Genomic DNA, 23,428 nt, shown 5'->3' with positions numbered 1-23,428 from the left:
TATCCAACATAACAAAATACAATTTACTTTATAATAACATATTGCCGAATTTTGAACCAGATTTTAAAAGTTCGCAATATGAAAGATTTCATACTCAATGAAACAACACGCAAAGTAGTTTTTATTGGATTGGCAGTTGTATGTCTAACTCCATTAATTTCTTCTCCCATCGCTCTGGCATTAGGTTTTGGCCTTGCTGTTTTTATGGGAAACCCATTTGAAAAACATTTACATCACTATATTCATCTCTTGTTACAGGTCTCAATTGTAGGATTAGGCTTCGGATTAAAACTGGATGAAGCACTTCATGCTGGTAAAACAGGATTAATGTTAACTGTTGTAAGTATTGTCACCGTAATGGTTTTAGGCTATTTCTTGGGGAGAATATTTAAACTTGAAAGGCCCCTATCTTACCTTTTGTCTGCCGGAACTGCTATCTGTGGAGGAAGTGCCATTGCTGCAGTTGCCCCTATCATCAAACCCAGCACAAAGCAAATTTCTTTGGCGTTGGCTATTGTCTTTACATTGAATTCCATTGCATTATTTGTTTATCCTGCGATTGGGCACCTTTTGCATCTTTCTCAGGAACAGTTTGGGCTGTGGTGCGCAGTGGGAATCCATGATACAAGCTCTGTGGTTGGTGCGGCCAGTAAATATGGCAATGAGGCTTTAAAAATTGCAACTACAGTTAAATTAGCCCGTGCTTTATGGATTATTCCGGTTTCTCTGATCACCATGTTCGTTTTTAAAAGCAAAGATTCAAAAATTAAAATTCCATGGTTTATTGGTTATTTTATTGTGGCTATTCTACTGAATACTTATTTTCCTGTTATGGATCAGTTCAGTACTGCCATTACTTCTTTTGCTAAATCCGGACTGAATCTGACTTTATTTTTTATCGGTTCTACTCTTTCCCTACAAACTTTAAAAACAATAGGTTTTAGACCCTTGCTAACCGCTGTACTTCTTTGGGTTACCATCAGTATCGGCAGTCTGCTTTATATTATTCACTAAAAGCAGCAGCACCCTTCTGAAATCAGAAGGGTGCTGCCTATTAAATGTGGAAATGTTTATTCATCGAGCAATTTATTAAACTTCTCCGCAAGTATACACCTGCAGACAACCAATATGTATTGAGCAATAGTCAGGACCTGTTACAGCACCTGAGCAGCTGCATCCGCAAAGAGATAAATCTGGTTTACCACTTATCCCTCCCGTAATATTTTTAAGATCTTGTTTCTTTAGCTTTTTAGCATTTTTAATAATGTTCATGTGATTAGTTTTTTGATTAAACAATATAGTTTTAGTTAGCTTCCAAAGTTAAACAAATATTAATTACACACAACACATTTTAATACATTTTTAAATAAAATACTGATTACAAACAAATTAATACATATATAAACATTATAAAATACCTTAATTTATTAAACAAGTTGAAAATAATTGTAAATGTAAAGTTTCCGGAATAGGCTTTAATAGCAGGTAAAAATGAATTAGAATATAAGGAAATTAGGATGTAAGGAATGTCTGATTGTTTACTGATTCTTATGTCTCACAAAAAATAAAACCTTTTGATTTCTCAAAAGGTTTTTAATAAATAGTGATGTTTTCATTTAGCAAGTCATTACCTGCAGACATCTTTTATATTCTATACAATATGACGGACCTGTTACTGCACCAGTACAGCTACAGCCACATTTGGAAAGATCTGGGGTGGCTACACCTCCCACACCTCCTACAATACCTTTAAGAGACTCTCTTTCCAGCTTTTTAGCATTTTTAAAAATGTTTTGTGACATGATGATTTGATTTTAATTAGACATATATTTTGTTAGTTCGTTTTTAAAATTAAATAAATAAAAGTTATTCAAGACATAAAAAAATGTTAATTAACTCAATTTCACATATTTAAAAATAGATAAAAAACTGTCTACCCTATTATTCAGTGAATTCAAGATCTCTGTCATGAGTTTCTGAGATCGTCAATGAAGAATAAAATGCCAATCCAAATACTACCAGTCCTACAATCGCAGCACTTCCCACTACTGAAAAATTATTTTTAAGAGAATCAAAAGCCAAAATCATTACAGGAACTAATCCTCTTACCATATTCGGAATAGTAGTGGTTGCTGTATTTCTGATATTGGTTCCAAACTGTTCTGCTGCCAGCGTAACAAACATCGCCCAATATCCGGTACCAAAGCCAAGCCATACACAAAATAAGTAGTATTTTGTCTCCGTATTGGTATTTCCAAATAGCATAATCCCTACCCCAACCAAAGTGAAAAGCAGCATATAAAATATGGCCATCTTACGCGATTTCAAAGCATGCGAAATAAAACCGCTCATCAGATCACCAACGGAAATACCTACATAAGCCCACATAATTGCTTTTCCAGGGTTAAGATCCTCAATTCCGAATTCAGGCGCAAATTGATTGGCTAAAACAGCCAGAATCCCTATACAATACCAGGTAGGCAACCCCACAGCAATACATTTCAAGTATCTTATCAACCTATCTTTATTGGTAAAAAAAGACAAAAAATTGCCTTTAGAAACGCTTTTATGTTCAATATTTTTATAGATTCCTGATTCCGAAACACTGATTCTCAAGAGTAATAACAGAATTCCCATAATACCGCCGATGATGTAGGAGATATTCCATCCTCCGGCTAATTCTACCGTTAATTGAGCGACAACTGCCCCCATCAATCCAAAACCGGCAACAACAGAGGTTCCTATTGCTCTTAAATTCTTCGGTAGGCTTTCAGAAACCAGCGTAATTCCGGCTCCCAGCTCTCCGGCAAGACCTATTCCTGCAATAAACCTTAAAGCGGCATATTGATATACTAAATGTTCTTTTGGAAAATAAGGGAGAAAACCACAGGCAATATTCGCGAGGGAATAAACCAGAATAGAACCAAAAAGTACAGAAAGTCTCCCTTTTTTATCTCCAAAGATTCCCCAAAATACGCCTCCAATCAGAAGCCCTACCATCTGACAGTTCAGGATAAAAGTTCCATCGGCATCCGGATTCAGTCCTAATGCTTTCAAGCTGGGAATTCTTACAATTCCAAACAGGAGCAGGTCATAGATATCTACAAAATAGCCCAAGGCTGAAATAATAACGGGAATAGAGAAAATGTACTTCAGTTTTGAAGACAGAGATAGTTCTTGCATTTTTAAGTTTTGATAAAAATAAAAAACCTTTCAATTTCTTGAAAGGTTTTTATAAAATATCTTTATCCGATTATTATCTTGCAATATTCACGGCTCTTGTTTCTCTGATTACGGTTACTTTCACCTGTCCAGGGTAAGTAAGTTCATTCTGGATCTTTTCAGAGATATCGTAAGATAGTTGAGAAGCTACTTCGTCATTTACTTTTCCACTCTCTACCATTACTCTTAGCTCTCTACCTGCCTGAATGGCATAAGCGCTTGATACTCCATCAAAACTTAATGCTGCAGATTCAAGATCTTTTAATCTCTGGATATAAGATTCCAATACCTGTCTTCTTGCTCCTGGTCTTGCTCCTGAAATCGCATCAGCTACCTGAATGATCGGAGATAATAGAGACTTCATTTCAATTTCGTCGTGGTGAGCACCGATTGCGTTTACAACCTCTGGGTTTTCACCGTATTTCTCAGCCCATTGCATTCCTAATAAAGCGTGTGGTAATTCTGATTCCTGCTCAGGAACTTTACCAATATCGTGTAACAGACCTGCTCTCTTAGCCAATTTAACGTTTAATCCTAATTCAGCAGCCATTGTTGCAGCAATATTAGCTACTTCTCTTGAGTGCTGTAATAAGTTCTGACCATAAGAAGAACGATATTTCATTCTACCAACGATCTTAATTAATTCAGGGTGCAATCCGTGGATTCCTAAATCAATAATTGTTCTCTTTCCTACTTCAATGATCTCCTCTTCAATTTGTTTTCTTGTCTTTTCTACAACTTCTTCGATTCTTGCCGGGTGAATTCTACCATCGGTAACCAATCTGTGAAGGGATAGTCTTGCGATCTCTCTTCTTACAGGATCAAAGCACGAAAGAAGAATAGCTTCAGGGGTATCATCAACGATGATCTCAACTCCCGTTACCGCTTCTAAGGCACGGATGTTTCTACCTTCTCTACCAATTATTCTACCTTTTACTTCGTCAGATTCAATGTTGAAAACTGATACTGAGTTCTCAATAGCCTGCTCTGTTCCGATTCTTTGAATTGTTTGGATAACAATCTTTCTCGCTTCGTTTTTAGCATTCATCTGAGCTTCCTCCATAATGCCCTGAACGTGCGCCTGAGCTCTTGTTTTAGCTTCAGCTTTCATGGTTTCTACCAATTCTGCTTTAGCTTCATCAGCAGTATAATTAGAGATTTTTTCAAGTATTTCTACTTTTTTAGCCGTAGCTATATCTAATTCCTGTTGTTTTCTGTCTAGAATTTCATTCTTCTTAGCGTAATCTGCAATCTGTCTGTCTAAATCCTTTTCAAGTTTTCCAGTCTTACTAAGCTCATCATTAAGCTTATGTTCCTTGTCTTTAGTCCTTTTCTCAACTTCCTGCATTTTCTTTTCGCGGGACTGGATATCAGCATCATGCTGTGATTTCAATTCAAGAAACTTTTCTTTAGCCTGAAGATTCTTTTCTTTCTTTATGGATTCAGCCTGTACGTTAGCTTTTTCTATAAGGTTTTCGGCGTTTTTATTGGCATCATCTATAATAAATTTTGCCTTAGTATTCAGAGAACTTCTTGAGAAAAACATTCCCACGGCAGCCCCGATTACTAAACATACAACACCGACTATAACTTCTATCATAATGTATATTGAGTTTTAATTGTATTCATATCCTTTAAAAATAAAAAAGCCCACAATAATCCAGAGATTGAGAGTAAACTCCTAATCAACACGATTTGAACTGATTTCCACTGTCTGTAATCCGGAAGACCGGCGCGCCATTCAGAGGACATTTGTTCGGTAATTGTTTAGCGTTGAGTTTACCTTTAATGTGTTAGAATCATTGTAGGCAGTTTGTTCAGGAAAAAAAATCTATTTCCCGATTTCATTCAACGATTGATTAATCTGTTCTAATCTTTCGTTGGTTGAATTAATATTTTTTTCGTAGTTAAGAGAAACTACTTCTGCATTGGTTCCCAGTTTCAGAGCACACATTGCCAAAGCATCTTGTTTATCTCTTACATCGAAGTTCTGTTCAAAATCTTTAATCATATTCTCGATCTGCTTCCCTACCTTACGCAACGTTTCTTCTTCTGCTGCCGGTACGTTCAGCGGATATACTCTTCCTGCAATGTTTACGGTTATTCTCCTTACCTCCATTATAATCCACTGTTTTGAAGCTGAGCAATACAGAAATCAATTTCTTTAACCAATCTGTTGATATGGTTTTTCATTAATCTATTGTGTTCAGGATTTCCTGATATTGCTGAATAAAGCTTTATATTTTTTTGTTCTTCTGCTAATACCTGATTTCGTCTTCTCTCCTCATCATATTTCATCTTCAGCTCTTCATGCTCACTACTTAATTCTGATAACTTTTCAGTAAGATTTCTGTAATTCTTTTGCAGAGCCAAAATTTTTCTCTCTAATTCTGAAAAATTGTTTTCTAAATCTTGAAGCATTTCAGGTTTGTATATTCTAACTAGAAGCAAAAATAAAAAAATATTAACACTAACAAAAATAAATAGTCCTATATTTTGATCTCTCAACAAAAAAGGAGGTGCAAAAGCACCTCCTGAGTATTTTTAATATGATAAATTCTTATTCAAATTTCAGTACAAACATTACAGCTCTGGTCTGTAATGTAGAGACTGCAGAAGCCCAGTAAGGAGGTGTAGTAGCATTATCAGCCACTTTTTCATTATTCATGAAGAATGTTCCTCTAATGGCAGGGGTCAATTTAAATTTGTTGAAATAAAACTGAATTCCCATTTCTGCAGACCACGCAAAGTTGTGGGTTGTAGATCTGAAGATCTGTTGCATATTATCATCTGTAGAACTGGAATTAGACTGTAGGTTCACTACATAGTTCACCCCAGCAGCAATATAAGGTCTTGAGTTATACCATCTTCTTCCGTGAAGCTCCAAAAGTACCGGAATGTCAACCAATGTAGATTTAATATCCCTTACTTTATCTTTTTCCTGTAGAGGGATTGGCATAAAAGGGGGATTCGTTACAGATCCACCTGCATATTCATCATTGGATTGAGTATTAAAAGTCAGCTGTCTTTGTGCAAACTGCAACCCCGGCTCTACTCTTACATCCAGATAATCATTCAGTCTCCATTTTGCAATAAGCCCCGCACCGAAGCTGTAACTTTCTTTGGTACTGGTAACAAGATTCTGATTATCTTTCATCCCATAGGTTGGATGTAATACGATTCGGTAGTCCAGTTTATTCCCGTTCAAATAAAAACCCCAACTGAATTTCTGCTCGTCGAAATCTTCCAACTTATCCATTCTGTTTCGGGTTCTAAATTGCGCGTTTGCAAAAACGGCAACATTTACTGAGGTTAAAACCAGTGCTTTTAATAGAAATTTATTCATAGGTTACTTTGTTGCTTTATAAATTGTGGCTATACCCAAACTTAATTTTTTATATTCAACTTTCTTAAATCCCGTATCTAAAAGAATTTGCTTCATCTTCTCCCCGAAAGGAAAAGCATTTACAGAATCCGGAAGGTATGTATACGCCCTATTATCTTTGGAAACCAGCCTACCTATTGCAGGTAATATATTTTTGAAATAAAACATATAAAATGGCCCCATGAAACCCTCAACCTTTGAAAACTCCAGTATATAAACACTCTTGTTATCTTTAACTACTCTTCTTAACTCTGCCAAACCTTTGGTAAGGTTCTCAAAATTCCTTACTCCAAATGCAACGGAAACAGCATCAAATCTATTGTCCTCGAAAGGTAAATTTTCTGCATCTCCTTTTTGCATGGAAATTTTGCCGTCTAATTTAAGTTTTTTTATTTTAATAACGCCAACATTGAGCATTTGTTGTGATAAATCTAAACCAACTACTTTTGAACCGGTTCCTTTTTCTATCGTAATTGCCAGATCTCCCGTTCCAGTAGCCACATCCAGCACTTCTTGCGGGTTATCATTTTTCATCCATTTTACCAATTTATTTCTCCATAAAATATCAATTTTCATGGATAAAACACGGTTCAAAAGGTCATACTTCGGCGCAATATTGTCGAACATATCCTCTACCTGGCTCTTCTTTGTAGCCTCAGAATTGTAGGGAGTAACTTTAGTGATATCTTTTGTCAAAACTTAAAACTTGTAATATTCTTTATAATAATTTAGGAAATCCTGTTTTCTGAAGACTTTTGATCTTGATTCCACTTTCTGGACATTCTTGACCACTTTGTCATAATCTTCATCTACATTGTAATAAAAATCTTCTGTGTAAAGCTTATTGAAACGCTTTGCTCCTCCGTAGTAATCCTTTCCGTCAATAACAGTCTTGTCTAGCGCTGTCAATAACGAATCTTTTTTAAGGTTATACCCGTAGTACTGTTCATTCACATAGTAATCCTGATGCGCAATATTAAGCAGACCACGAAGTTTGTTTACTTCAAATGCTGAATCGTAAAGCATTTTTTTATTCTGATCGAAAACCTGAATAGAGTTTTTTCCCTTATTCAAATCCACATGCACATACTGCCCCGCTGAGATAACTCCTTCAGAACCATTATTGATTTTAAAGTAATACGTGTTTGGGGTAGGATTATCTACAACATAATAATTCTTCTTGGCTAAAAAAAGGAAGTAGATGCCAAAGGCAACGATAAACGCCACACCTGCAATAAGTAAGCCTTTTAAGGATGGGTTGTTTTTCATAGATTGTAAAGTACAATTTTTGCAAATTTAATAATATTTTTAATTCTCCGTTATTAATATTAATTATTAACTTTGCATCTTTAAAAAAATCATATAGAAGAATGCCGAATACGATCATTATTGGCTCTGGATCTTACATTCCGAACAGAGTTATTGGTAGAGATTACTTCATGAATTCCGAGTTCTACACTGAAGAAGGAGTAAAGATTGAAAAACCTGTGGAAGAGACCATTGCGAAGTTTGTAGAAATTACAGAAATCGAAAACAGGAGATTCATTGAGGATGATCTTTCCAACTCACAGATCGGTTATGAAGCCGCAAAAATTGCTCTTGAGGATGCAAAAGTAGACGGCGAAGAACTGGATTATATTATTTACGCAAGTAATTTCGGGGAAGTTACTGAGAACGGATACGCAGACTTTATGCCAACGATGGCAGCAAGAGTGAAAAATAAACTGGGAATTAAAAACAGAAAATGCGTAACGTATGACATGATTTTTGGATGTCCGGGATGGGTTGAAGGTATGATTTTAGCAGACAACCTGATTAAGGCTAACGTTGCCAAAACCATTCTTATTATTGGAGCTGAAACATTAAGCCGTGTAACAGATCCTTATGACAGAAACAGAATGATCTTTGCTGATGGTGCTGGTGCAGTAGTAGTAAAGGCAACAGATAAAGAAAATGTAGGTATTATTGCCCATAACACAATATGTGACAATGGTCCTGAATTAAATTACCTGGAAAACCAACCTTCCATCAACAAGGAAGTAGATCAAAAACGTTTATATGTAAGAATGTTAGGTAGAAAAATCTACGAATATGCTCTTAAAAACGTTCCTGTAGCTATTAAAGACACCATTACTGATGCCGGTCTTTCTATTGAAGATATTGACAAAATCCTTATCCACCAGGCTAATGCAAAAATGGATTATGCTATGATTGAAAGACTTCACAGACTTTATGATGTGAAAGAATACAATCACGCCATCTCTCCTATGACAATCCAAAACCTTGGAAATACGTCTGTTGCAACTATTCCTACCATGTATGATTTAATAATTAAAGGAAAAATGGAAGGTCAATCGTTTAAAGAAAATGGTAACATCATAATGACTTCGGTAGGTGCCGGAATGAACATTAATGCTATCGTTTATAGATTTCCTTAAAAATAATTTTAATTAAAATAAATAAAAAGCACAAAGGAAGTCTTCTTTTGTGCTTTTTTTGAATCAGAATATGCAAAAGAATTTTTTAATCATCGCCGGAATCTTCCTGTTTTTGGAAGTATATATTTATCAGGCTATCAGAACTCTTACTGATAATTCATGGATAAGAATCGGATATTGGGTACTATCTTTAGCCATATATGGGATTTTTGCTTACGAAGTCACTCATTACCAAAGATCAGACAGAAGTACTGTAAGAGCTCAAATTATGATTTCATTATTTTTGATTTTTATTCTTCCCAAAATTTTTGTGGTTTTATTTTTATTGATCGATGACATCATCAGATTCGGAGGCTATTTGGTAGGATTCGCAAAACCTGCTGAAAACTTCTTTCCGGAAAGGCGTAAATTTCTGAGTCTTGTAGGATTGGGAATGAGCGGTGTACTTTCCGCCTTATTCATAGACGGAATTACATTTGGGAAATACCGTCACAAAGTAAGAAGAGTGAAAGTAAAGTTCCCTAATCTTCCAAAGGTTTTTAAAGGATATAAAATCATTCAAATCTCTGATGTTCACAGTGGAAGCTTTTCCGACCCAAGCAAGTTACAGCACGCTGTTGACCTGATCAACGAGCAGAAGCCTGATCTTGTTTTATTTACAGGAGACATGGTGAATAATGTAGCGGATGAGTTCAAACCATTCATCCCTCTATTTTCACAAATCAAGGCTAAAGATGGCAAGTTTTCGGTACTAGGAAACCATGATTATGGAGATTATGTAACCTGGACCTCTTCTGATGCCAAAAAGAAAAATCTTGACACTTTGATCGATTATGAAAAACAAGCAGGATTTGACATGCTAAGAAACGAACACAGAGTCATTGAGAAGGACGGAGAAAAACTATACATTCTGGGAGTTGAAAATTGGGGACTGAAGCCTTTCCCTCAGTTTGGAAAAATTGACGATGCTTTAAAAGGAGTTCCTGAATCCGCTACAAAGATCTTAATGAGCCATGACCCTACTCACTTTGATTATGTGGTGAAAAAACACCCAGGAAACATTCATCTGACCCTTTCAGGTCATACTCACGGAATGCAATTCGGCCTGGACCTTAAGAACATTAAGTGGTCACCAGTCCAATACCGTTACCCAAAATGGGCGGATCTTTATGAAAGCGAAGGGAAGTTACTTTATGTAAACAGAGGATTTGGCGTATTGGGATATCCAGGAAGAGTGGGTATTCTTCCGGAGATTACCCTTTTTGAATTGAGTTAACAGATATGGGATTCAGGATATAATCTGATCATAAATCACCGGTTTCCCGCACAATAACAGCATTTGATTTAAAGGTACTTTTGGGCAAAGAGTTCAATAAGCGACTTTGAATCAAGTGCTTTTTCGTCTAAAACAGCTAAAGCTTCACGGATTTTCGGAAATTCATCTACAAACTCAAGCCCTTTCACCTCTTTCAGCCCGAATTCTTTCATTATTGCCCTGAACCATTCTTCATCAACGCCCCAGTACTTTACATATTTGCTTTCGTCAACAAATATCTCAATAAGGGTTTCTTTATCATTATAAATTAATCCAAAGTTGATAAAAGCATCTTCAGCCAATTCATACTGATGTTGGGTTATAAAATTCAGTGTACTTTCTTTATCCTGATAATTCCCATAATTCAAGTCGAAGTCTATATGCCCAAACAGAAAAGCAACTTCATTGGGAAGAGTTTCTGAAAGAGCCACCATCAGATTCCAAAGCTTCGGATTATCTATATTGATTTCTGCGTAAAACTTGAATCCTAAATTGTTATTTTCAGGATTATTATTAAAAGTTAAAGTATACCCTTCAACTATATTTGCCACCTTACTTTCCTCCCACCTCTTCAATACAGATACATTATTTTGCGGAAGCTCATCCTCTTTTAGAAAGCGTATTGTTTTAGGCAACTGTAAGACTGGTTTTATCATTGTTAGGGTATTAAAATATATAATCTTTCATGCGGGAAGTGGCCATTTCTTTGTCATTAATAAAAGAAAGAAAGTCTTCTAGCTTATCTTCCATTTTTCTACCTGAAAACAATCTTCTGTAAAAAGGAATATCAAAACGGTATTTATTAAAATCTGTAAACTGCCAGATGTTAAGATAAATCAGCACAAATTCTTCATTCTGCAAGGTCTCTAGCACCATGTTCTGATAATACTTCATTGGCAGCATCTGAAATACAAAATCATTGTAAGGTAACTGGCTGTAAGGAGAGATACTTTCCGGCACAATACTCAGTCCATCTTCTTCTGTAATTTCAGTATCTCTTCTCAGGCGTTTGAACGGAAAAAGGATATTCGCATTATCGATATTGGAGACATAATTAAACTCCAAAAGCTTCAGATTCTCCTGTGGAATTTTTACATCTTTCTGACGAATTCCCCTAATTTGTTTTTCTAAAAGATCCTGAATATTCTTCTTGGCATTTTCAATTTCTTCAAGATTTGAACCTTGATTATAAAAAGCAATTTCATGCCCTTTGGATGAAATTGCTTTTATAAGATTCTGCAGTTTTTCAGTAAGAGAAATCTCTATAAAAAAACTTGCTTTTATATCATGAATATCTAAAATTCTGAGAATTGCTTTTGTATTCTCTTCTGTAATTTTCAACCTTACATCACCGGTAATTTGAGAGCCAATTTTTGTTTCAGCTTCAATATTTGCAATGTTAAAAGTCAACAATATCATTTTAATTAAATTTTAGATAAAAACTATAATACACTAAAAATCAATCGTTAAAAGATTGATTATTTAAAGCATTACTTTATATTACTAATTCTTTGCTAATTTTACTTTTAGATTCTTAATCATGTCTTTTGTCATTTCAGAAATTCCAAAATCATACGCTAATCCCCAGTCTTTTTTAGCAACAGAATCATCAATAGAAGCAGGCCAAGAATCTGCAATTGCCTGTCTGAAATCAGGATTATAATCAATGCTGAAATCAGGAATTTCTTTCTTGATTTCTTCTGCCAGTTCTTTTGGCGTAAATGACATTCCTCCTAAATTATAAGATGAACGAACGGTTAAACTTTCCTTCGATGCATCCATTAATTTTAGAGTTGCGTTGATAGCATCATCCATATACAACATTGGCATTCCCGTGTCCTCAGAAATGAAACTTGTATACTTACCATCTTCAATAGCTTTATAGAAAATCTCAACAGCATAGTCTGTTGTTCCACCCCCTGCCGGAGTCTTCCAGGAGATCAACCCAGGATACCTGATACTTCTTACATCCACGCCGTATTTGTCGAAATAGTATTCGCACCACTTCTCCCCTGCCATCTTAGAAATCCCATACACTGTTGTTGGATTCAGCACTACCTCCTGTCCTACATCATGTTTTGGAATTCCTTTTCCAAACACCGCGATAGAACTTGGCCAGAAGATCTTTTTAAGAAGCCCCTCTTTCGCCATTTCACAAAAATGAAGAAGTGGTTCAAGATTTAATTTCCATGCGAAAATAGGCTGCTTTTCCGAAGTACCGGATAAAAGCGATGCAAGATGGTAGACTGTAGTGATGTCGTAATCCTTTACGACCTGTCTCACTAATTGAGTATTGGTAACATCCATTCTTTCATAGTGCCCCGCAGAGGTAATTCCTTCCTGCCATCTGTCCAGCCCTGAAGCGACAACATTTTCCGCTCCATGAATTTCAACAAGTCTATTGGTAAGCTCGGTGCCAATTTGTCCCAGAGCACCTGTAATCAGTATTCTTTCCGTATAGGATTCCATTTTTTAGATTTTTTTAGAATTGTACAAAAGTAAAAAAAACATGTCAACCATAATAATAAAGGTGTATTTAAAATACATTCCCCGATTGCCATGAAATTTTTTAAAGTTAAATTCTGAGAAAAGCAAGAACCTTGAAGAGGGAAGCCATTAAAGTCTTTAAAACAATAGAAAATCAAACGTATTACCTATTGAGCATATTTATATAGGCTATAAGGCCCGTAGAAACGCTTAACTTCCTTTTTCCAGCCTCCTCATCTCTCTATCTTACTTTCCTGACTCCAACCCAAGGTTATTAATGTAATTTCCATATTTTTGTTATAAGAAAAACAATCATTATGAAGAAGATTTTAATTGCTTCGATTATATTAGCCAGCCAGCTTAGCTGGGCCCAATTTACAGATATCAATATTGTAAAAGAGGTAAAGGTTAAGAATAAAGGTGTAGTAGTATCTGCACATCCATTAGCAAGTGAAGCAGGAGCAAAAATCCTGAGAATGGGAGGAAATGCCTACGATGCCATTACCGCTACTCAATATGCACTGGCAGTAGTTTATCCTCAGGCAGGAAACATTGGAGGTGGCGGATTTCTGGTAGGTGTAAAAAATAATGGTGAAAGATTCACTTTGGATTACAGAGAAACGGCTCCTAAAAAAGCCTCCAGGGATATGTATCTCGATAAAAATGGAAAAGCCAACACAGACCTATCTCAAAACGGACGCCTGGCAGTAGGTATTCCGGGAAGTGTGGCAGGGTTCTTTGCTACCCTGAAATACTGTAAACTTCCAATGGAAAAGATCATTCAGCCCGCTATTGATCTGGCAGAACAAGGATTTGCCATCACGGAACAGGAAGCTGAAATGCTTAATAACAATAGAGACCATTTTAAGAAACATAATAAATCAGCTATCATTTTTGTAAAGGATGCTCCATGGAAAGCAGGCGACCTTTTAGTACAGAAAGATCTTGCAGAAACGCTAAAACTGATCCAAAAACTGGGAGCAAAAGGATTCTATGAAGGTAAAACAGCCGATCTCCTGATTGCTGAAATGAAAAGAGGGAACGGAATTGTTACTTTTGAAGATCTTAAAAATTATAAGGTTGCTGAAAGAAAGGCCCTGGAGTTTGAATATAAAGGAAATAATGTAGTTTCAATGCCCTTACCTTCCAGTGGCGGGCTGCTTCTTGCTCAAATGCTGAGAATGGCCAGCTTTGAAAACCTTGAAAAATACCAGCAAAATTCAGCACAGGCTGTACAAATTATGACTGAAGCAGAAAGAAGAGCTTTTGCCGACAGAGCTGAATATATGGGTGATCCAGATTTTATCCAGGATAAAACTTCTTACCTGATTTCTGATGAATATTTAAAAGGCAGATGGAAAAGCTTTAGCTTTGATAAAGCCACTCCAAGTTCAGAAGTTGGAAAAATCATAGAACAACCTAAAGAATCTACACAAACCACTCACATTTCTGTGCTTGATAAGGATGGAAATGCAGCCTCCGTAACCACTACACTGAACGGCTATTATGGGAGTAAAGTTTTGGTTTCCGGAGCCGGATTCTTCTTAAATAATGAAATGGATGATTTCTCTATTAAGCCAGGAGTTCCAAACATGTTTGGAGCCGTAGGAGGTGAGGCAAATGCTATACAGCCCAATAAAAGAATGCTTTCTTCCATGACTCCTACGATTCTGCTTAAAAACGGAAAACCTTACATGGTAGTAGGAACTCCGGGAGGAACTACTATTCCCACTTCAGTATACCAGTCTATTGTCAATGTTGTTGATTTTAAATTAAATGCTAATATTTCAGTAAATGCCCCTAAGTTTCACCACCAGTGGCTTCCGGAAACAATAAAAGTTGAAAATAATTTCCCGGAAAGCACTATTGCTGAACTTAAAAAGAAGAATTACACCTTTGAAAAGGTAAAACAGATTGGAAAAACGGAAGTTATTGTCCTCGATGAAAACGGGAACATCCATGCTGTGGCAGATGGACGTGGAGATGACTCTGTAGCAGTAGAATAAACATTATCATCCACCCTCATGTAGCTTCGGCTTCATTTCAAGGACCAGATGGTCTATACGGAATGAAGCCGAAGTCTTTTTTGAACCACCCAAGTCTGAAACCACAGATTATTTTTCATGACTTTTGTCAGTTTTTAAGATAAAATTTCTTAATTTTCGCCCTTAAAAAAACAAAACGACTGTTCATTGAAAGCAAAAAAAATATACAATCAGCTCTATTTTCAGGTTATCATCGCCATCACAGCAGGTATTTTTCTTGGAAACTTTTATCCTGAACTGGGAGAAAAAATGAAACCTTTAGGAGATGGCTTCATCAAATTGGTAAAAATGATTATTGCTCCGGTTATCTTCATTACGCTTACTTTGGGAATTGCTCATATGACAGATCTCAAAAAAGTGGGAAGAATTGCCATAAAAGCAATGATCTATTTCTTCACCTTCTCTACTCTGGCCCTTATCATTGGTTTGGTAGTCGGGAATCTATTACAACCCGGCCACGGCTTAAATATTGATCCGGCAACTCTTACCGGAAATGTATCAGAATATCAGCAGAAGGCTCATGAATCCACACTTACGGGTTTCATTATGAACATTATCCCTGAAACTCTTTTCAGTCCTTTAGTAGGTGAAAACATCCTTCAGGTCCTTCTTGTTGCTATTTTAACAGGAGTCGCCTTGGTTTTAACGAAGGAAAAAAGCCAAAAAGTAACCGATTTTCTTCAGGCTCTGTCTGCTCCGATATTCAAAATCGTACATATCCTAATGAAACTTGCACCGATAGGTGCATTCGGAGCGATGGCATTTACCATAGGAAAATATGGACTTCATTCTGTTCTGAATCTTATATTCCTGGTGGCTACTTTCTATATTACCTCTTTCCTTTTTGTAGTTTTAGTGTTAGGAGCAGTGGCATGGTATAACGGTTTTAACATTTTCAAACTATTACTTTATCTAAAAGAAGAGCTTCTTTTGGTTTTAGGGACAAGCTCTTCGGAATCTGCCCTTCCTGGAATCATGGAGAAAATGGAAAAGGCAGGCTGCTCACGAACCATAGTAGGCCTTGTAGTTCCTACGGGCTACTCTTTCAATCTCGATGGAACCAATATCTATATGACTCTTGCTTCGCTATTTATAGCACAGGCACTCAATATTCACCTCCCTATTGAAAAACAGCTGATGCTTCTTTTAGTAGCCATGCTAAGCTCAAAAGGAGCTGCAGGTGTTACTGGTGCAGGGTTTGTAACATTGGCAGCAACATTAGCCGTTGTTCCAGAAATCCCTATAGCCGGAATGACCTTAATTCTTGGAATTGATAAATTTATGAGTGAATGCCGTGCCTTAACGAATGTTATCGGGAACTCTGTAGCAACTGTTGTGGTAGCAAATTGGGAGAAACAGCTAGATAAGGATCAATTACAATATTGCCTGGATAATCCTCATGAAATAGAAAAGAAATTAGAAATTTGATCTTTATGAAAAGGATACATAGAGTTCAACTATTCTTTGCTCTGGTTATATTAGTTCCTGCTTTTGGAAAATCTCAGATCAATGACAGTAAAATTCGTTTAAAGGTTTTGCAAAAAAAATTAATTGGAAGAGAACTTGTTTTTGGCAAATGGAACGAAAAGGGAGGTATGGAAACACACTTAACCTATTTAGGAACTGTAAGAACAAATAAAAGAAAGACCTTTAAAATAATGAATTCTGTATGGGTCTGGGGATTAGCTCAAAGGGCGACAAACAGAATTTTGATTTTTAATGAAAAAAATCAATATATTGGAAATTATTATTTGACTTTAAATACCTATTTACCTACCAAATTAAAAAATGGAATTCTAATCTTTCAAAATACTGATGATAATTGCGATAAAAATACAATCACAAGAGTTAATTTAAAAAATGGGTTGCCTCAACAATTCTTTAGAAAATGTAAAAATGACTATGGAGATATTTACGGCTTTGATGGAACTAATTAAATAAAAAATTTAAACCAAAATATTCAAACTTGCCGGTTGTACTTTCACATGAATGGGTGACTCTATCTTATTAAATTCACCATCAAGGTGCCAGTTTTTGGTATTTACTTTAAATGAGATTTCTGAAACCGGAAGATAAGTTACGTATTCATCATCTTTTAATTTCTTCGTAAACATTCTGAAAGCGAACAATGCGGAATAGGTCAAAGGGAATTTTTTTACCAAAACCATATCTACCAATCCATCACTTTTGCTTGCTTGAGGTGCTATATAGGCGTTATTCCCGAACTGGCGGGTATTAGCAATATTAAGCATCAGGTATCTACCGTTGTACTGCTTATATTCTTCCTCAAAAAAAGTAACCTTGATAGGTCTATAGTTAAAGAAAGTCTTCAGTGAAACTTTAATATAGTTTTTGAAACCACGGCTGGTCTTTTCAAACTCTTTCACCACTTTCCCGTCAAACCCTGTTCCTGAAACATTGATGGAAAGCCTATCGTTGACCGTAAAAGTATCAATTTTCCTGGATTGCTTAGCCTTTATTTTCTCTAAAAGCTCATCCAGGTTCTTGCTGAAACGGGTCTCATTGGAAAATCCATTTCCTGAGCCTGCCGGGAAAATTGCCAGTATTTTGTCTGTAAAAATCAGGTTCTTGGCTACGGTAGAAATGGTTCCATCTCCTCCAATGGCCACAAAAATATCGACTTCATCAAAATGTTTTTTAATAAATTCGTCTGTTCCCGGAATAGATTCGGAGACATAATACAAAGGATTACCTACCTTATTTTTAAGTTCATTCAAAAACGGCTGATAATTCTTTTTGGCCGAAAAAGGATTGATGATAAAAGCTACTTTTTCCATTACCACAAAAATAGAGAATGCTTCCTGAACCCGGAAGCATTAAGTTATTTAATTTTCATTCTTTCTTTAAATTCTGTATTTAATGTACCCTTCAGCTCTTCCCATGAAATAGGAATTGTGATATCTCCTGCTGCAAATGCCGCAATTTCATATGGACTATAGTGAAAATACAGGTTTTTATCATCAAAATAGAAGTTGTCTGAAGCCGGGATCTTTTCCACCAATAACATTTCAGAATTTTTTACGCTTCCATCTCCATCCATTGCTCCGCTGTTGATATTATTGATATTTTTCATCAATATTGCTTCAAGCTTAGCTTTTGAAGTGGAAGTAATATCCTTTAATTCCAATTTTTTATTGTTTTTAAGGTCAAAAATCCTTTCTGAAAATCCATAGTTATCATGGGCACCTCCTTCATATCCACTTCCCGTATATTGAATATGAATATACCCATTAGCATTGGATACAAGATTCATATGAGAACTTGAATACCAATCCTGAGCATAAGTAATATCAGAAGCCCAATCTTTACTATCATTTTTCACAGAGCTGAAATAATTATTTTTTTCATTATCCAGATAAGCTTGTAGACCAGCCTTGGAAAAATCTTTTATTTTATCATTTTGGAAATAGATACTGTCTAAAAGTTTTTTATCTTTTATAGTAGGAAATACCAGCAGTTTGGAAATATAATTAAGTTTTAGAGAGTCTGTAATTTTTGTAGAATCTTTTACTATGACTGAATCTACAACAAATTCTTCGGATTTTTTATTTTCCGTTTTCTCAGTTGAAGTTGCTGCTACTTCATTTTTCTTACAGGCTGTAAAAACAAAGAATGAAGAAAGTGCAAGAACGGAAATCGTATTTTTCATAATTTTAATTTTAAGTATTCAATACAAAAACCATTCAAAAGATGAATGGTTTTAAAAATTTATCCAAAAAAATAAATATTGGTTACAAACAGCTCAGAATTATTTCTTTACTAAGCTGATAATTTGATTTTCATGTTTGGAAGCAACTCCCCAAATTTGTTTGAATGCTGGGTAATATTCTTTGGGGTAATCGGCACTTGATACTTTTGTAGTTGAAGTTATTTCTAACTTATTTCCTTTTTGTTCAATATTATAACTGTATGCAATCTCTTTATCTTCTGTAACAATCTTTTTATTTTTTGGCATTTCTTCAATTACATACCCTTCAGGAATTTCAAGAAATACTTTTTTAACTTTTATAGTAGGTGCCCCAAAGTCGATAGGATATTTCCTGGCATCAGTCTGATCAAACTCATTGGATGTCTTGCTTAAAAACAGCATTGGATTGATAATTAACTTCTTTCCTACTCTATCTATTAAGTTGGATGATGAAAATTTCATTGTACTTTCAAAAGCTCCATTATCTAATACTTTTGAATCAATTCCTGTAAAATCTATCGAATAATTTTCTTTATACTGCTTTTTATATTTCTCAGGATTTTCATCATAACTATCTTTTACATTCATTGCAAAAGTTCCCGTATCTCTGTCAGAATAAGATCCTGAAATACTACCATCATCATTAAGTTTAGCATCCACTGTCAGAAAATTACTGCTTTCTTTCATATTTTGCAACTGAATCTGTATAGCTTTAGTTTTGGTTAATAAAATTCCATACTGATTCCAGTCTCTCATAGGAAGTTCATCCATAGAAGATTGCTTGGAAGTAGCATCATAAGTATGATAATTACCACTTATATCTACAGAAGCCAGCACATTATTCATGTTGGAAACATTAGGTGAAGCCAGATTAATCAATCCGTTATCTACCGTAGAGATAACCATCGGATCTGCTTTTAATCCTGCCTCACGGAGAAGCATGACAAGGAAAAGGTTAATTTCCGCAGAGTTCCCTGTTTTGGTCTCCAGCATCTTTTTGATTCCATCATCTGTATAAATTCCTCTTCCTTTATTCCATGTAAATGTTTTTTGAACATAAGAAAATATAGCATTGGCTTTTTCAAAATCAGATTTCATTTCCAAAACACCTGCCGGCATATTATCCTTTGCCAATCTTGTTTTCTTTAATTCATCCCCAAAACCCTCACTTTCATAAAGACTTTTACTGATCTGATCCCACGAAGATGAATAAAGCTTAAGCTCTCTAAAGTGGGTAGAGTGAAGTTCTGCACTTATTTTGGTTCGAAAGTTTCTGTCATTTCTCATCAGTTTTTCTGCTTTGAAACCTTTAACATTTTCATACCCAAACCTATATACTTTATATTGACCACTTGAAAAACTTTTTTCATCCACCATTCTATACTTAGGCATCAAAGCTCCTGTATAATTAATATTATATGAGACACTAATTGGAGCATCGAACACATATTCTGTATAAAGAGATGGGATATTTGTTTCAATTAAAACCTCAGGAATCATATATATAAATGGAGATATTATTTCATACTGATATTCCAGTACAGAACCATTCTTCACATTAGGAAAAGCAAACTTATTGACATTTACATACTTACTTTCCTTGCTTTTATATTGCGAACTTTTCTCAACTTTTATAGGAACTGTTTTTCCATTCTCAAGATTATAGGTGAAAGCCTTGAACTTTCCTAATGTTTCTTTGGATCCGCTTGTCTGATAAAGAGGAATTTCCAAATTAAGCCAGTCTTCAGCTTTATCTTTGTCATAGATTTTTATTCTGTAATAATATCTTTTAGAAAACTCTCCAGAGCCGGCATCAACCATATAATGTACAGATCTATACAAAATTTCTGCGGGAGCATTTTCATCTAATAATGATTTTGTTTTAGAAAGATCTCCTTCAGAAAATTTAGGAGGATTCAAAAACTCATGTTTTTGGGCATTAATCGCCATTATATTCGCCGAGCAAATCAGCACTAATATTATTTTTTTCATCTTTATATTTTTGTGATTAAAATTTTTGAGTTATCCATGTTTATGATCTTTTTCCTAAAGCCTACATAATCATTGTATCTCTCTTTGGGGAAAGTTCCTTTATTGATCAGCATTTTTCGAGTTACTTTTATTCCGTCATCATTTTTAACAAAACTTAGCTTATAATTTCCAAATTCTGAATCAATATTAACATTATCTGGAGTTTCGTCCGTTTTATAACCGTTAGGTATGATAAAACTGATTTCATATTCATCCTCAAAAGATTGTCTGACCTCAAAAGGAAGTTCGCGGTTTTCGTCTGTTTTGTAAACACCATCTGAAGAAATAGGAACAGCTCTGAAAATGAGACTATTTCCTGCATTTTTGCAATAATTATGGGTTTCAAAATCTAAATCATAGGTAATGGCAGCTTTATCTTTATCATTGACAAAGTTTTTCATTTCAACTTTTTCAAAGCTTAAAACATCAAACCTTTTTTTAATGGCATCATTCTTTTCTTTTGGATTAAGATTGGCCAATCCGAGGTTATAATCGTATTGATTTCCCGTGTAGAAAAAATTTCCTTCCCCGGTAATACTGTTATCCTCACCAATCTTTATTTTTAATTTTTGTTTTTCTTTATTTTGATCAGCTGTATATACCGGAGTATTAATCAATTCTATTCCGTTTTTCTTTACAGACAGTACATTCCTATCTGTGGTACTGGATCCCAAATGATTAAATGCTATCTGTTGTGAGGTGTTTTCAAGCCAGATATTTCCATTTTCAGTCGGTACCATTAAAATAGCATGGTTTCCACCCATTCTAGGGAAGTCGGGATCAAATGAAACCTGAGAAAGCCCTGAATTGATAACACAATAATAGGAAGGTATTCCTGCTTCATTTAAAAGTGTTTTCATATAATTGGTAAGTCCTTTACAATCTCCATAACCTTTTTTATGCACTTCGTCCGGCATCATGGGAAGCCACCCTCCAATTCCCAATCCTACATATATATATCTGGTTTTGGTCTGCATATATTGATAGATTTTCTTTACTTTTTCTGCTACAGAACCCTGAAGCTGTAAAGAAGCAACTTCAGCCTTAATATCAGGAGTAGATAATGCTGCAGGTTCAACAAGGTTACTATAATACCAAGTACCGAAATCTGTCCAGTTATTTAAAGTTCCCTGCTTTCCAGCCAGATTGAACTTTGTAAGAGCGAAACTTACTTTTGGTAATATTTTAACTGGTTCCGGAATCATTGAAATATCATCTATCGCCGGAACATTTTTGTAAGAATATGTTTTTTCATTTCCGTTCCCCTCTTCCATTACTAAAGCATAATTATACTTTGACGGATAAATTTTGGTTCGAAGATCAATTCCTGAAGTATTGATAATTTTCATCTGTGATTCTTCCAGAGATGTATTGGTAGAATAAAATGGGAGAAAGTCAGGAATAAAAATGGTATTTTTATCTTCAGACTGGTATGAAAAATCAATAGTGTAAGGATATTTTGTTGAGCTATATAATAAAACCATTACTCTATTATCAGAATAAAACACACCTTGTGTATTATTGGCAAAATCACTAAAGTCAGATTTAGAATAACTTTTTACCTTCTTACCGAATTCATCATAAATGGTAACTTTTACATCAGAAATACTTTTTGCTTTGTCATAAGGAATATAAGCTATAGCTTTTTCGCTACCATCTTTATTTAAAACTGTCGTTACCGTATTATATTGATATTTTATTTCATCGACTTTATTGATCTGAACAGTTGTCAGATTCTTTCTGATTACCGCGTTAGCATTTTTTTTTAAGTTCTCGGGAATTGAAGAAACCGGATAGCTTTGGGCAAAATATATTGAGGCTGTAGACAAGGCCCCTAGAAATAGTATTTTCATCATGGTTATTAAAATTAGACAAAAATAATAAAATCTTAACAAATGTTAAATAAAACTAAAAATAATAGTTTTAAAAAAGACAAACCTAGCCTAATATAAATTCAATCATTTAATTTTCAATATTTTATAAATAAAAATCCCAAAATCAATGAAACAATAAAGGCTCCACATTGTGAAGCCTCAACTAATACTTAAAAAAGCATTATCCTAAATTTACCTTAATCTAATAAGGTTGTAAATAATCAAAGGTTGTTAATATACAAACAAAAATGACGGTTTGAATGTATAGATCTTTTGAATCATTTAAAATTAAAAATATTTTAATATGAAACAGTAAATTTCATATTGTCTGCGATTTCAAATTTAGAATAATTTTCAATTGATATAATTCAATATCTGTAGAATTAATTACACAAAAGAGTACAATAAATTCTACAAACAATTATCTATAAAAAAAGACTCCGTTACTGAAGTCTTAAATTTTTATTTGTTTTTCTAATCATTCGGAATTCTTTTACTGTCATAAGTATCACTTCCAAGTCCCAAAACGGGAATAAAAATAAACCCGAGGAAGAACAGCAAGATTGTATAGAGAGGAGTCTCTTTTCCAAAACCTTTCGCCAATCTGTCATTAACCACCCATGCGGCATAAAGATTTACGAATGGAATTAAGAATAAGATAATCCACCATATCGGTTTTTTCACAATATCCAACATTACAACAGCATTGTAGATAGGGACAAAAGCTGCCCAAGCATCTTCTCTACCTGCCTTTTTAAAGATTTTGAACATACAATATCCGTAAAACAGATATACGAGTAAGCTCATGAACATTGATCCAATCCCTAATCCTGCAGCAGCTGCACCAGAAACTGCGTCTACCCCATTGTAGGAGTCTGTTTGTAAAAGAGTTAACATAGTATTATTTTTATTTGGTTTATCC

The 23,428-nt window shown here is 35.0% G+C and carries 23 protein-coding genes; 6 read left to right on the top strand and 17 right to left on the bottom strand.

Translation table 11 applies throughout. From position 1 onward, the window contains the following. The first annotated feature begins 78 nt into the window (after positions 1-78). On the top strand, positions 79-1,014 hold the full coding sequence (locus EL260_RS09890) for a YeiH family protein (RefSeq protein WP_123860116.1): 936 nt from the start codon (positions 79-81) through the stop codon (positions 1,012-1,014). A gap of 75 nt (positions 1,015-1,089) precedes the next feature. On the opposite strand, the gene EL260_RS09885 is transcribed toward EL260_RS09890, so the two are convergent. From EL260_RS09885 to EL260_RS09845, 9 genes are all read right to left on the bottom strand, one after another. After that, on the bottom strand, positions 1,090-1,272 hold the full coding sequence (locus tag EL260_RS09885) for a hypothetical protein (RefSeq protein WP_123860115.1): 183 nt from the start codon (positions 1,270-1,272) through the stop codon (positions 1,090-1,092). A gap of 344 nt (positions 1,273-1,616) precedes the next feature. Further along, positions 1,617-1,802 carry a hypothetical protein gene (locus tag EL260_RS09880; protein WP_123860114.1) on the bottom strand — a complete coding sequence of 62 codons (186 nt, stop codon included), beginning with the start codon at positions 1,800-1,802 and terminating at the stop codon, positions 1,617-1,619. A gap of 139 nt (positions 1,803-1,941) precedes the next feature. Then, the gene (locus EL260_RS09875; RefSeq protein WP_123860113.1) at positions 1,942-3,183 is read right to left on the bottom strand and encodes an MFS transporter; all 1,242 of its coding nucleotides are present in this window, start codon (positions 3,181-3,183) and stop codon (positions 1,942-1,944) included. Positions 3,184-3,256: 73 nt separating this feature from the next. Then, entirely contained in the window at positions 3,257-4,822 is a 1,566-nt protein-coding gene (rny, locus tag EL260_RS09870; protein WP_185145903.1) for a ribonuclease Y, read from the bottom strand. A 231-nt stretch (positions 4,823-5,053) separates the two neighbouring features. After that, positions 5,054-5,341, bottom strand: coding sequence for a cell division protein ZapA (locus EL260_RS09865; protein WP_089733225.1), 288 nt, complete (start codon positions 5,339-5,341; stop codon positions 5,054-5,056). After that, complete coding sequence (locus EL260_RS09860) at positions 5,341-5,643, bottom strand: hypothetical protein (RefSeq protein ID WP_123860111.1); 303 nt, start codon at positions 5,641-5,643, stop codon at positions 5,341-5,343. The genes EL260_RS09865 and EL260_RS09860 overlap by 1 nt, the downstream gene beginning before the upstream one ends. Positions 5,644-5,782: 139 nt before the next feature. After that, positions 5,783-6,568 carry a type IX secretion/gliding motility protein PorT/SprT gene (porT, locus tag EL260_RS09855; RefSeq protein ID WP_123860110.1) on the bottom strand — a complete coding sequence of 262 codons (786 nt, stop codon included), beginning with the start codon at positions 6,566-6,568 and terminating at the stop codon, positions 5,783-5,785. Between the two features lie 3 nt (positions 6,569-6,571). Next, positions 6,572-7,303: a bifunctional demethylmenaquinone methyltransferase/2-methoxy-6-polyprenyl-1,4-benzoquinol methylase UbiE gene (ubiE, locus tag EL260_RS09850; RefSeq protein ID WP_034695974.1), complete on the bottom strand. Its 732-nt coding sequence runs from the start codon at positions 7,301-7,303 to the stop codon at positions 6,572-6,574. Positions 7,304-7,306: 3 nt separating this feature from the next. Further along, positions 7,307-7,876 (bottom strand): hypothetical protein, encoded by a 570-nt coding sequence (locus tag EL260_RS09845; protein WP_123860109.1) that lies wholly within the window; start codon positions 7,874-7,876, stop codon positions 7,307-7,309. 101 nt (positions 7,877-7,977) lie between these two features. On the opposite strand from EL260_RS09845, the gene EL260_RS09840 reads away from it, so the two are divergent. Both EL260_RS09840 and EL260_RS09835 read left to right on the top strand, forming a co-directional pair. Beyond that, positions 7,978-9,045, top strand: coding sequence for a 3-oxoacyl-ACP synthase III family protein (locus EL260_RS09840; RefSeq protein ID WP_123860108.1), 1,068 nt, complete (start codon positions 7,978-7,980; stop codon positions 9,043-9,045). A gap of 70 nt (positions 9,046-9,115) precedes the next feature. Next, entirely contained in the window at positions 9,116-10,321 is a 1,206-nt protein-coding gene (locus tag EL260_RS09835; RefSeq protein ID WP_123860107.1) for a metallophosphoesterase, read from the top strand. A gap of 68 nt (positions 10,322-10,389) precedes the next feature. Here EL260_RS09835 and EL260_RS09830 read toward each other — a convergent pair whose 3' ends face one another. The 3 genes from EL260_RS09830 to EL260_RS09820 form a co-directional block, all read right to left on the bottom strand. Further along, on the bottom strand, positions 10,390-11,016 hold the full coding sequence (locus tag EL260_RS09830; protein WP_123860106.1) for a hypothetical protein: 627 nt from the start codon (positions 11,014-11,016) through the stop codon (positions 10,390-10,392). 10 nt (positions 11,017-11,026) lie between these two features. Continuing rightward, the gene (locus EL260_RS09825; RefSeq protein ID WP_123860105.1) at positions 11,027-11,779 is read right to left on the bottom strand and encodes a polysaccharide deacetylase family protein; all 753 of its coding nucleotides are present in this window, start codon (positions 11,777-11,779) and stop codon (positions 11,027-11,029) included. An 84-nt stretch (positions 11,780-11,863) separates the two neighbouring features. Then, positions 11,864-12,829: an NAD-dependent epimerase/dehydratase family protein gene (locus tag EL260_RS09820; RefSeq protein ID WP_123860104.1), complete on the bottom strand. Its 966-nt coding sequence runs from the start codon at positions 12,827-12,829 to the stop codon at positions 11,864-11,866. Positions 12,830-13,164: 335 nt separating this feature from the next. Between EL260_RS09820 and ggt the strand changes: the two genes are divergently transcribed. From ggt to EL260_RS09805, 3 genes are all read left to right on the top strand, one after another. Then, complete coding sequence (gene ggt / locus EL260_RS09815) at positions 13,165-14,853, top strand: gamma-glutamyltransferase (RefSeq protein ID WP_123860103.1); 1,689 nt, start codon at positions 13,165-13,167, stop codon at positions 14,851-14,853. Between the two features lie 186 nt (positions 14,854-15,039). Next, entirely contained in the window at positions 15,040-16,320 is a 1,281-nt protein-coding gene (locus EL260_RS09810) for a dicarboxylate/amino acid:cation symporter (RefSeq protein WP_123860102.1), read from the top strand. Positions 16,321-16,325: 5 nt separating this feature from the next. Next, the gene (locus EL260_RS09805; protein ID WP_123860101.1) at positions 16,326-16,829 is read left to right on the top strand and encodes a hypothetical protein; all 504 of its coding nucleotides are present in this window, start codon (positions 16,326-16,328) and stop codon (positions 16,827-16,829) included. Positions 16,830-16,838: 9 nt separating this feature from the next. On the opposite strand, the gene EL260_RS09800 is transcribed toward EL260_RS09805, so the two are convergent. The 5 genes from EL260_RS09800 to EL260_RS09780 all read right to left on the bottom strand — a co-directional run bounded on the left by EL260_RS09800 (position 16,839) and on the right by EL260_RS09780 (position 23,403). Beyond that, positions 16,839-17,690 carry a diacylglycerol/lipid kinase family protein gene (locus EL260_RS09800; RefSeq protein WP_123860100.1) on the bottom strand — a complete coding sequence of 284 codons (852 nt, stop codon included), beginning with the start codon at positions 17,688-17,690 and terminating at the stop codon, positions 16,839-16,841. A 44-nt stretch (positions 17,691-17,734) separates the two neighbouring features. Further along, positions 17,735-18,562 carry an RsiV family protein gene (locus tag EL260_RS09795; protein WP_123860099.1) on the bottom strand — a complete coding sequence of 276 codons (828 nt, stop codon included), beginning with the start codon at positions 18,560-18,562 and terminating at the stop codon, positions 17,735-17,737. A gap of 99 nt (positions 18,563-18,661) precedes the next feature. Continuing rightward, on the bottom strand, positions 18,662-20,593 hold the full coding sequence (locus tag EL260_RS09790) for a transglutaminase-like domain-containing protein (RefSeq protein ID WP_123860098.1): 1,932 nt from the start codon (positions 20,591-20,593) through the stop codon (positions 18,662-18,664). Positions 20,594-20,595: 2 nt separating this feature from the next. Further along, positions 20,596-22,488 carry a DUF3857 domain-containing protein gene (locus tag EL260_RS09785; protein ID WP_123860097.1) on the bottom strand — a complete coding sequence of 631 codons (1,893 nt, stop codon included), beginning with the start codon at positions 22,486-22,488 and terminating at the stop codon, positions 20,596-20,598. 492 nt (positions 22,489-22,980) lie between these two features. After that, positions 22,981-23,403 carry a DUF5684 domain-containing protein gene (locus EL260_RS09780; RefSeq protein WP_123860096.1) on the bottom strand — a complete coding sequence of 141 codons (423 nt, stop codon included), beginning with the start codon at positions 23,401-23,403 and terminating at the stop codon, positions 22,981-22,983. Positions 23,404-23,428 lie beyond the last annotated feature (25 nt).

The sequence above is a fragment of the Chryseobacterium nakagawai genome (genome assembly GCF_900637665.1).
In the GTDB taxonomy this organism is placed as follows: domain Bacteria; phylum Bacteroidota; class Bacteroidia; order Flavobacteriales; family Weeksellaceae; genus Chryseobacterium; species Chryseobacterium nakagawai.
This window is presented reverse-complemented; position numbering and strand designations above follow the sequence as displayed.

What these genes read in the sequence shown, in the direction of transcription:
- EL260_RS09890 (WP_123860116.1), top strand. Translation starts at nt 79, where the DNA reads ATGAAAGATTTCATACTCAATGAAACAACACGCAAAGTAGTTTTTATT.
- EL260_RS09885 (WP_123860115.1), bottom strand. Translation starts at nt 1,272, where the DNA reads ATGAACATTATTAAAAATGCTAAAAAGCTAAAGAAACAAGATCTTAAA.
- EL260_RS09880 (WP_123860114.1), bottom strand. Translation starts at nt 1,802, where the DNA reads ATGTCACAAAACATTTTTAAAAATGCTAAAAAGCTGGAAAGAGAGTCT.
- EL260_RS09875 (WP_123860113.1), bottom strand. Translation starts at nt 3,183, where the DNA reads ATGCAAGAACTATCTCTGTCTTCAAAACTGAAGTACATTTTCTCTATT.
- rny (WP_185145903.1), bottom strand. Translation starts at nt 4,822, where the DNA reads ATGATAGAAGTTATAGTCGGTGTTGTATGTTTAGTAATCGGGGCTGCC.
- EL260_RS09865 (WP_089733225.1), bottom strand. Translation starts at nt 5,341, where the DNA reads ATGGAGGTAAGGAGAATAACCGTAAACATTGCAGGAAGAGTATATCCG.
- EL260_RS09860 (WP_123860111.1), bottom strand. Translation starts at nt 5,643, where the DNA reads ATGCTTCAAGATTTAGAAAACAATTTTTCAGAATTAGAGAGAAAAATT.
- porT (WP_123860110.1), bottom strand. Translation starts at nt 6,568, where the DNA reads ATGAATAAATTTCTATTAAAAGCACTGGTTTTAACCTCAGTAAATGTT.
- EL260_RS09845 (WP_123860109.1), bottom strand. Translation starts at nt 7,876, where the DNA reads ATGAAAAACAACCCATCCTTAAAAGGCTTACTTATTGCAGGTGTGGCG.
- EL260_RS09840 (WP_123860108.1), top strand. Translation starts at nt 7,978, where the DNA reads ATGCCGAATACGATCATTATTGGCTCTGGATCTTACATTCCGAACAGA.
- EL260_RS09835 (WP_123860107.1), top strand. Translation starts at nt 9,116, where the DNA reads ATGCAAAAGAATTTTTTAATCATCGCCGGAATCTTCCTGTTTTTGGAA.
- EL260_RS09830 (WP_123860106.1), bottom strand. Translation starts at nt 11,016, where the DNA reads ATGATAAAACCAGTCTTACAGTTGCCTAAAACAATACGCTTTCTAAAA.
- EL260_RS09825 (WP_123860105.1), bottom strand. Translation starts at nt 11,779, where the DNA reads ATGATATTGTTGACTTTTAACATTGCAAATATTGAAGCTGAAACAAAA.
- EL260_RS09820 (WP_123860104.1), bottom strand. Translation starts at nt 12,829, where the DNA reads ATGGAATCCTATACGGAAAGAATACTGATTACAGGTGCTCTGGGACAA.
- ggt (WP_123860103.1), top strand. Translation starts at nt 13,165, where the DNA reads ATGAAGAAGATTTTAATTGCTTCGATTATATTAGCCAGCCAGCTTAGC.
- EL260_RS09805 (WP_123860101.1), top strand. Translation starts at nt 16,326, where the DNA reads ATGAAAAGGATACATAGAGTTCAACTATTCTTTGCTCTGGTTATATTA.
- EL260_RS09800 (WP_123860100.1), bottom strand. Translation starts at nt 17,690, where the DNA reads ATGGAAAAAGTAGCTTTTATCATCAATCCTTTTTCGGCCAAAAAGAAT.
- EL260_RS09795 (WP_123860099.1), bottom strand. Translation starts at nt 18,562, where the DNA reads ATGAAAAATACGATTTCCGTTCTTGCACTTTCTTCATTCTTTGTTTTT.
- EL260_RS09790 (WP_123860098.1), bottom strand. Translation starts at nt 20,593, where the DNA reads ATGAAAAAAATAATATTAGTGCTGATTTGCTCGGCGAATATAATGGCG.
- EL260_RS09785 (WP_123860097.1), bottom strand. Translation starts at nt 22,488, where the DNA reads ATGATGAAAATACTATTTCTAGGGGCCTTGTCTACAGCCTCAATATAT.
- EL260_RS09780 (WP_123860096.1), bottom strand. Translation starts at nt 23,403, where the DNA reads ATGTTAACTCTTTTACAAACAGACTCCTACAATGGGGTAGACGCAGTT.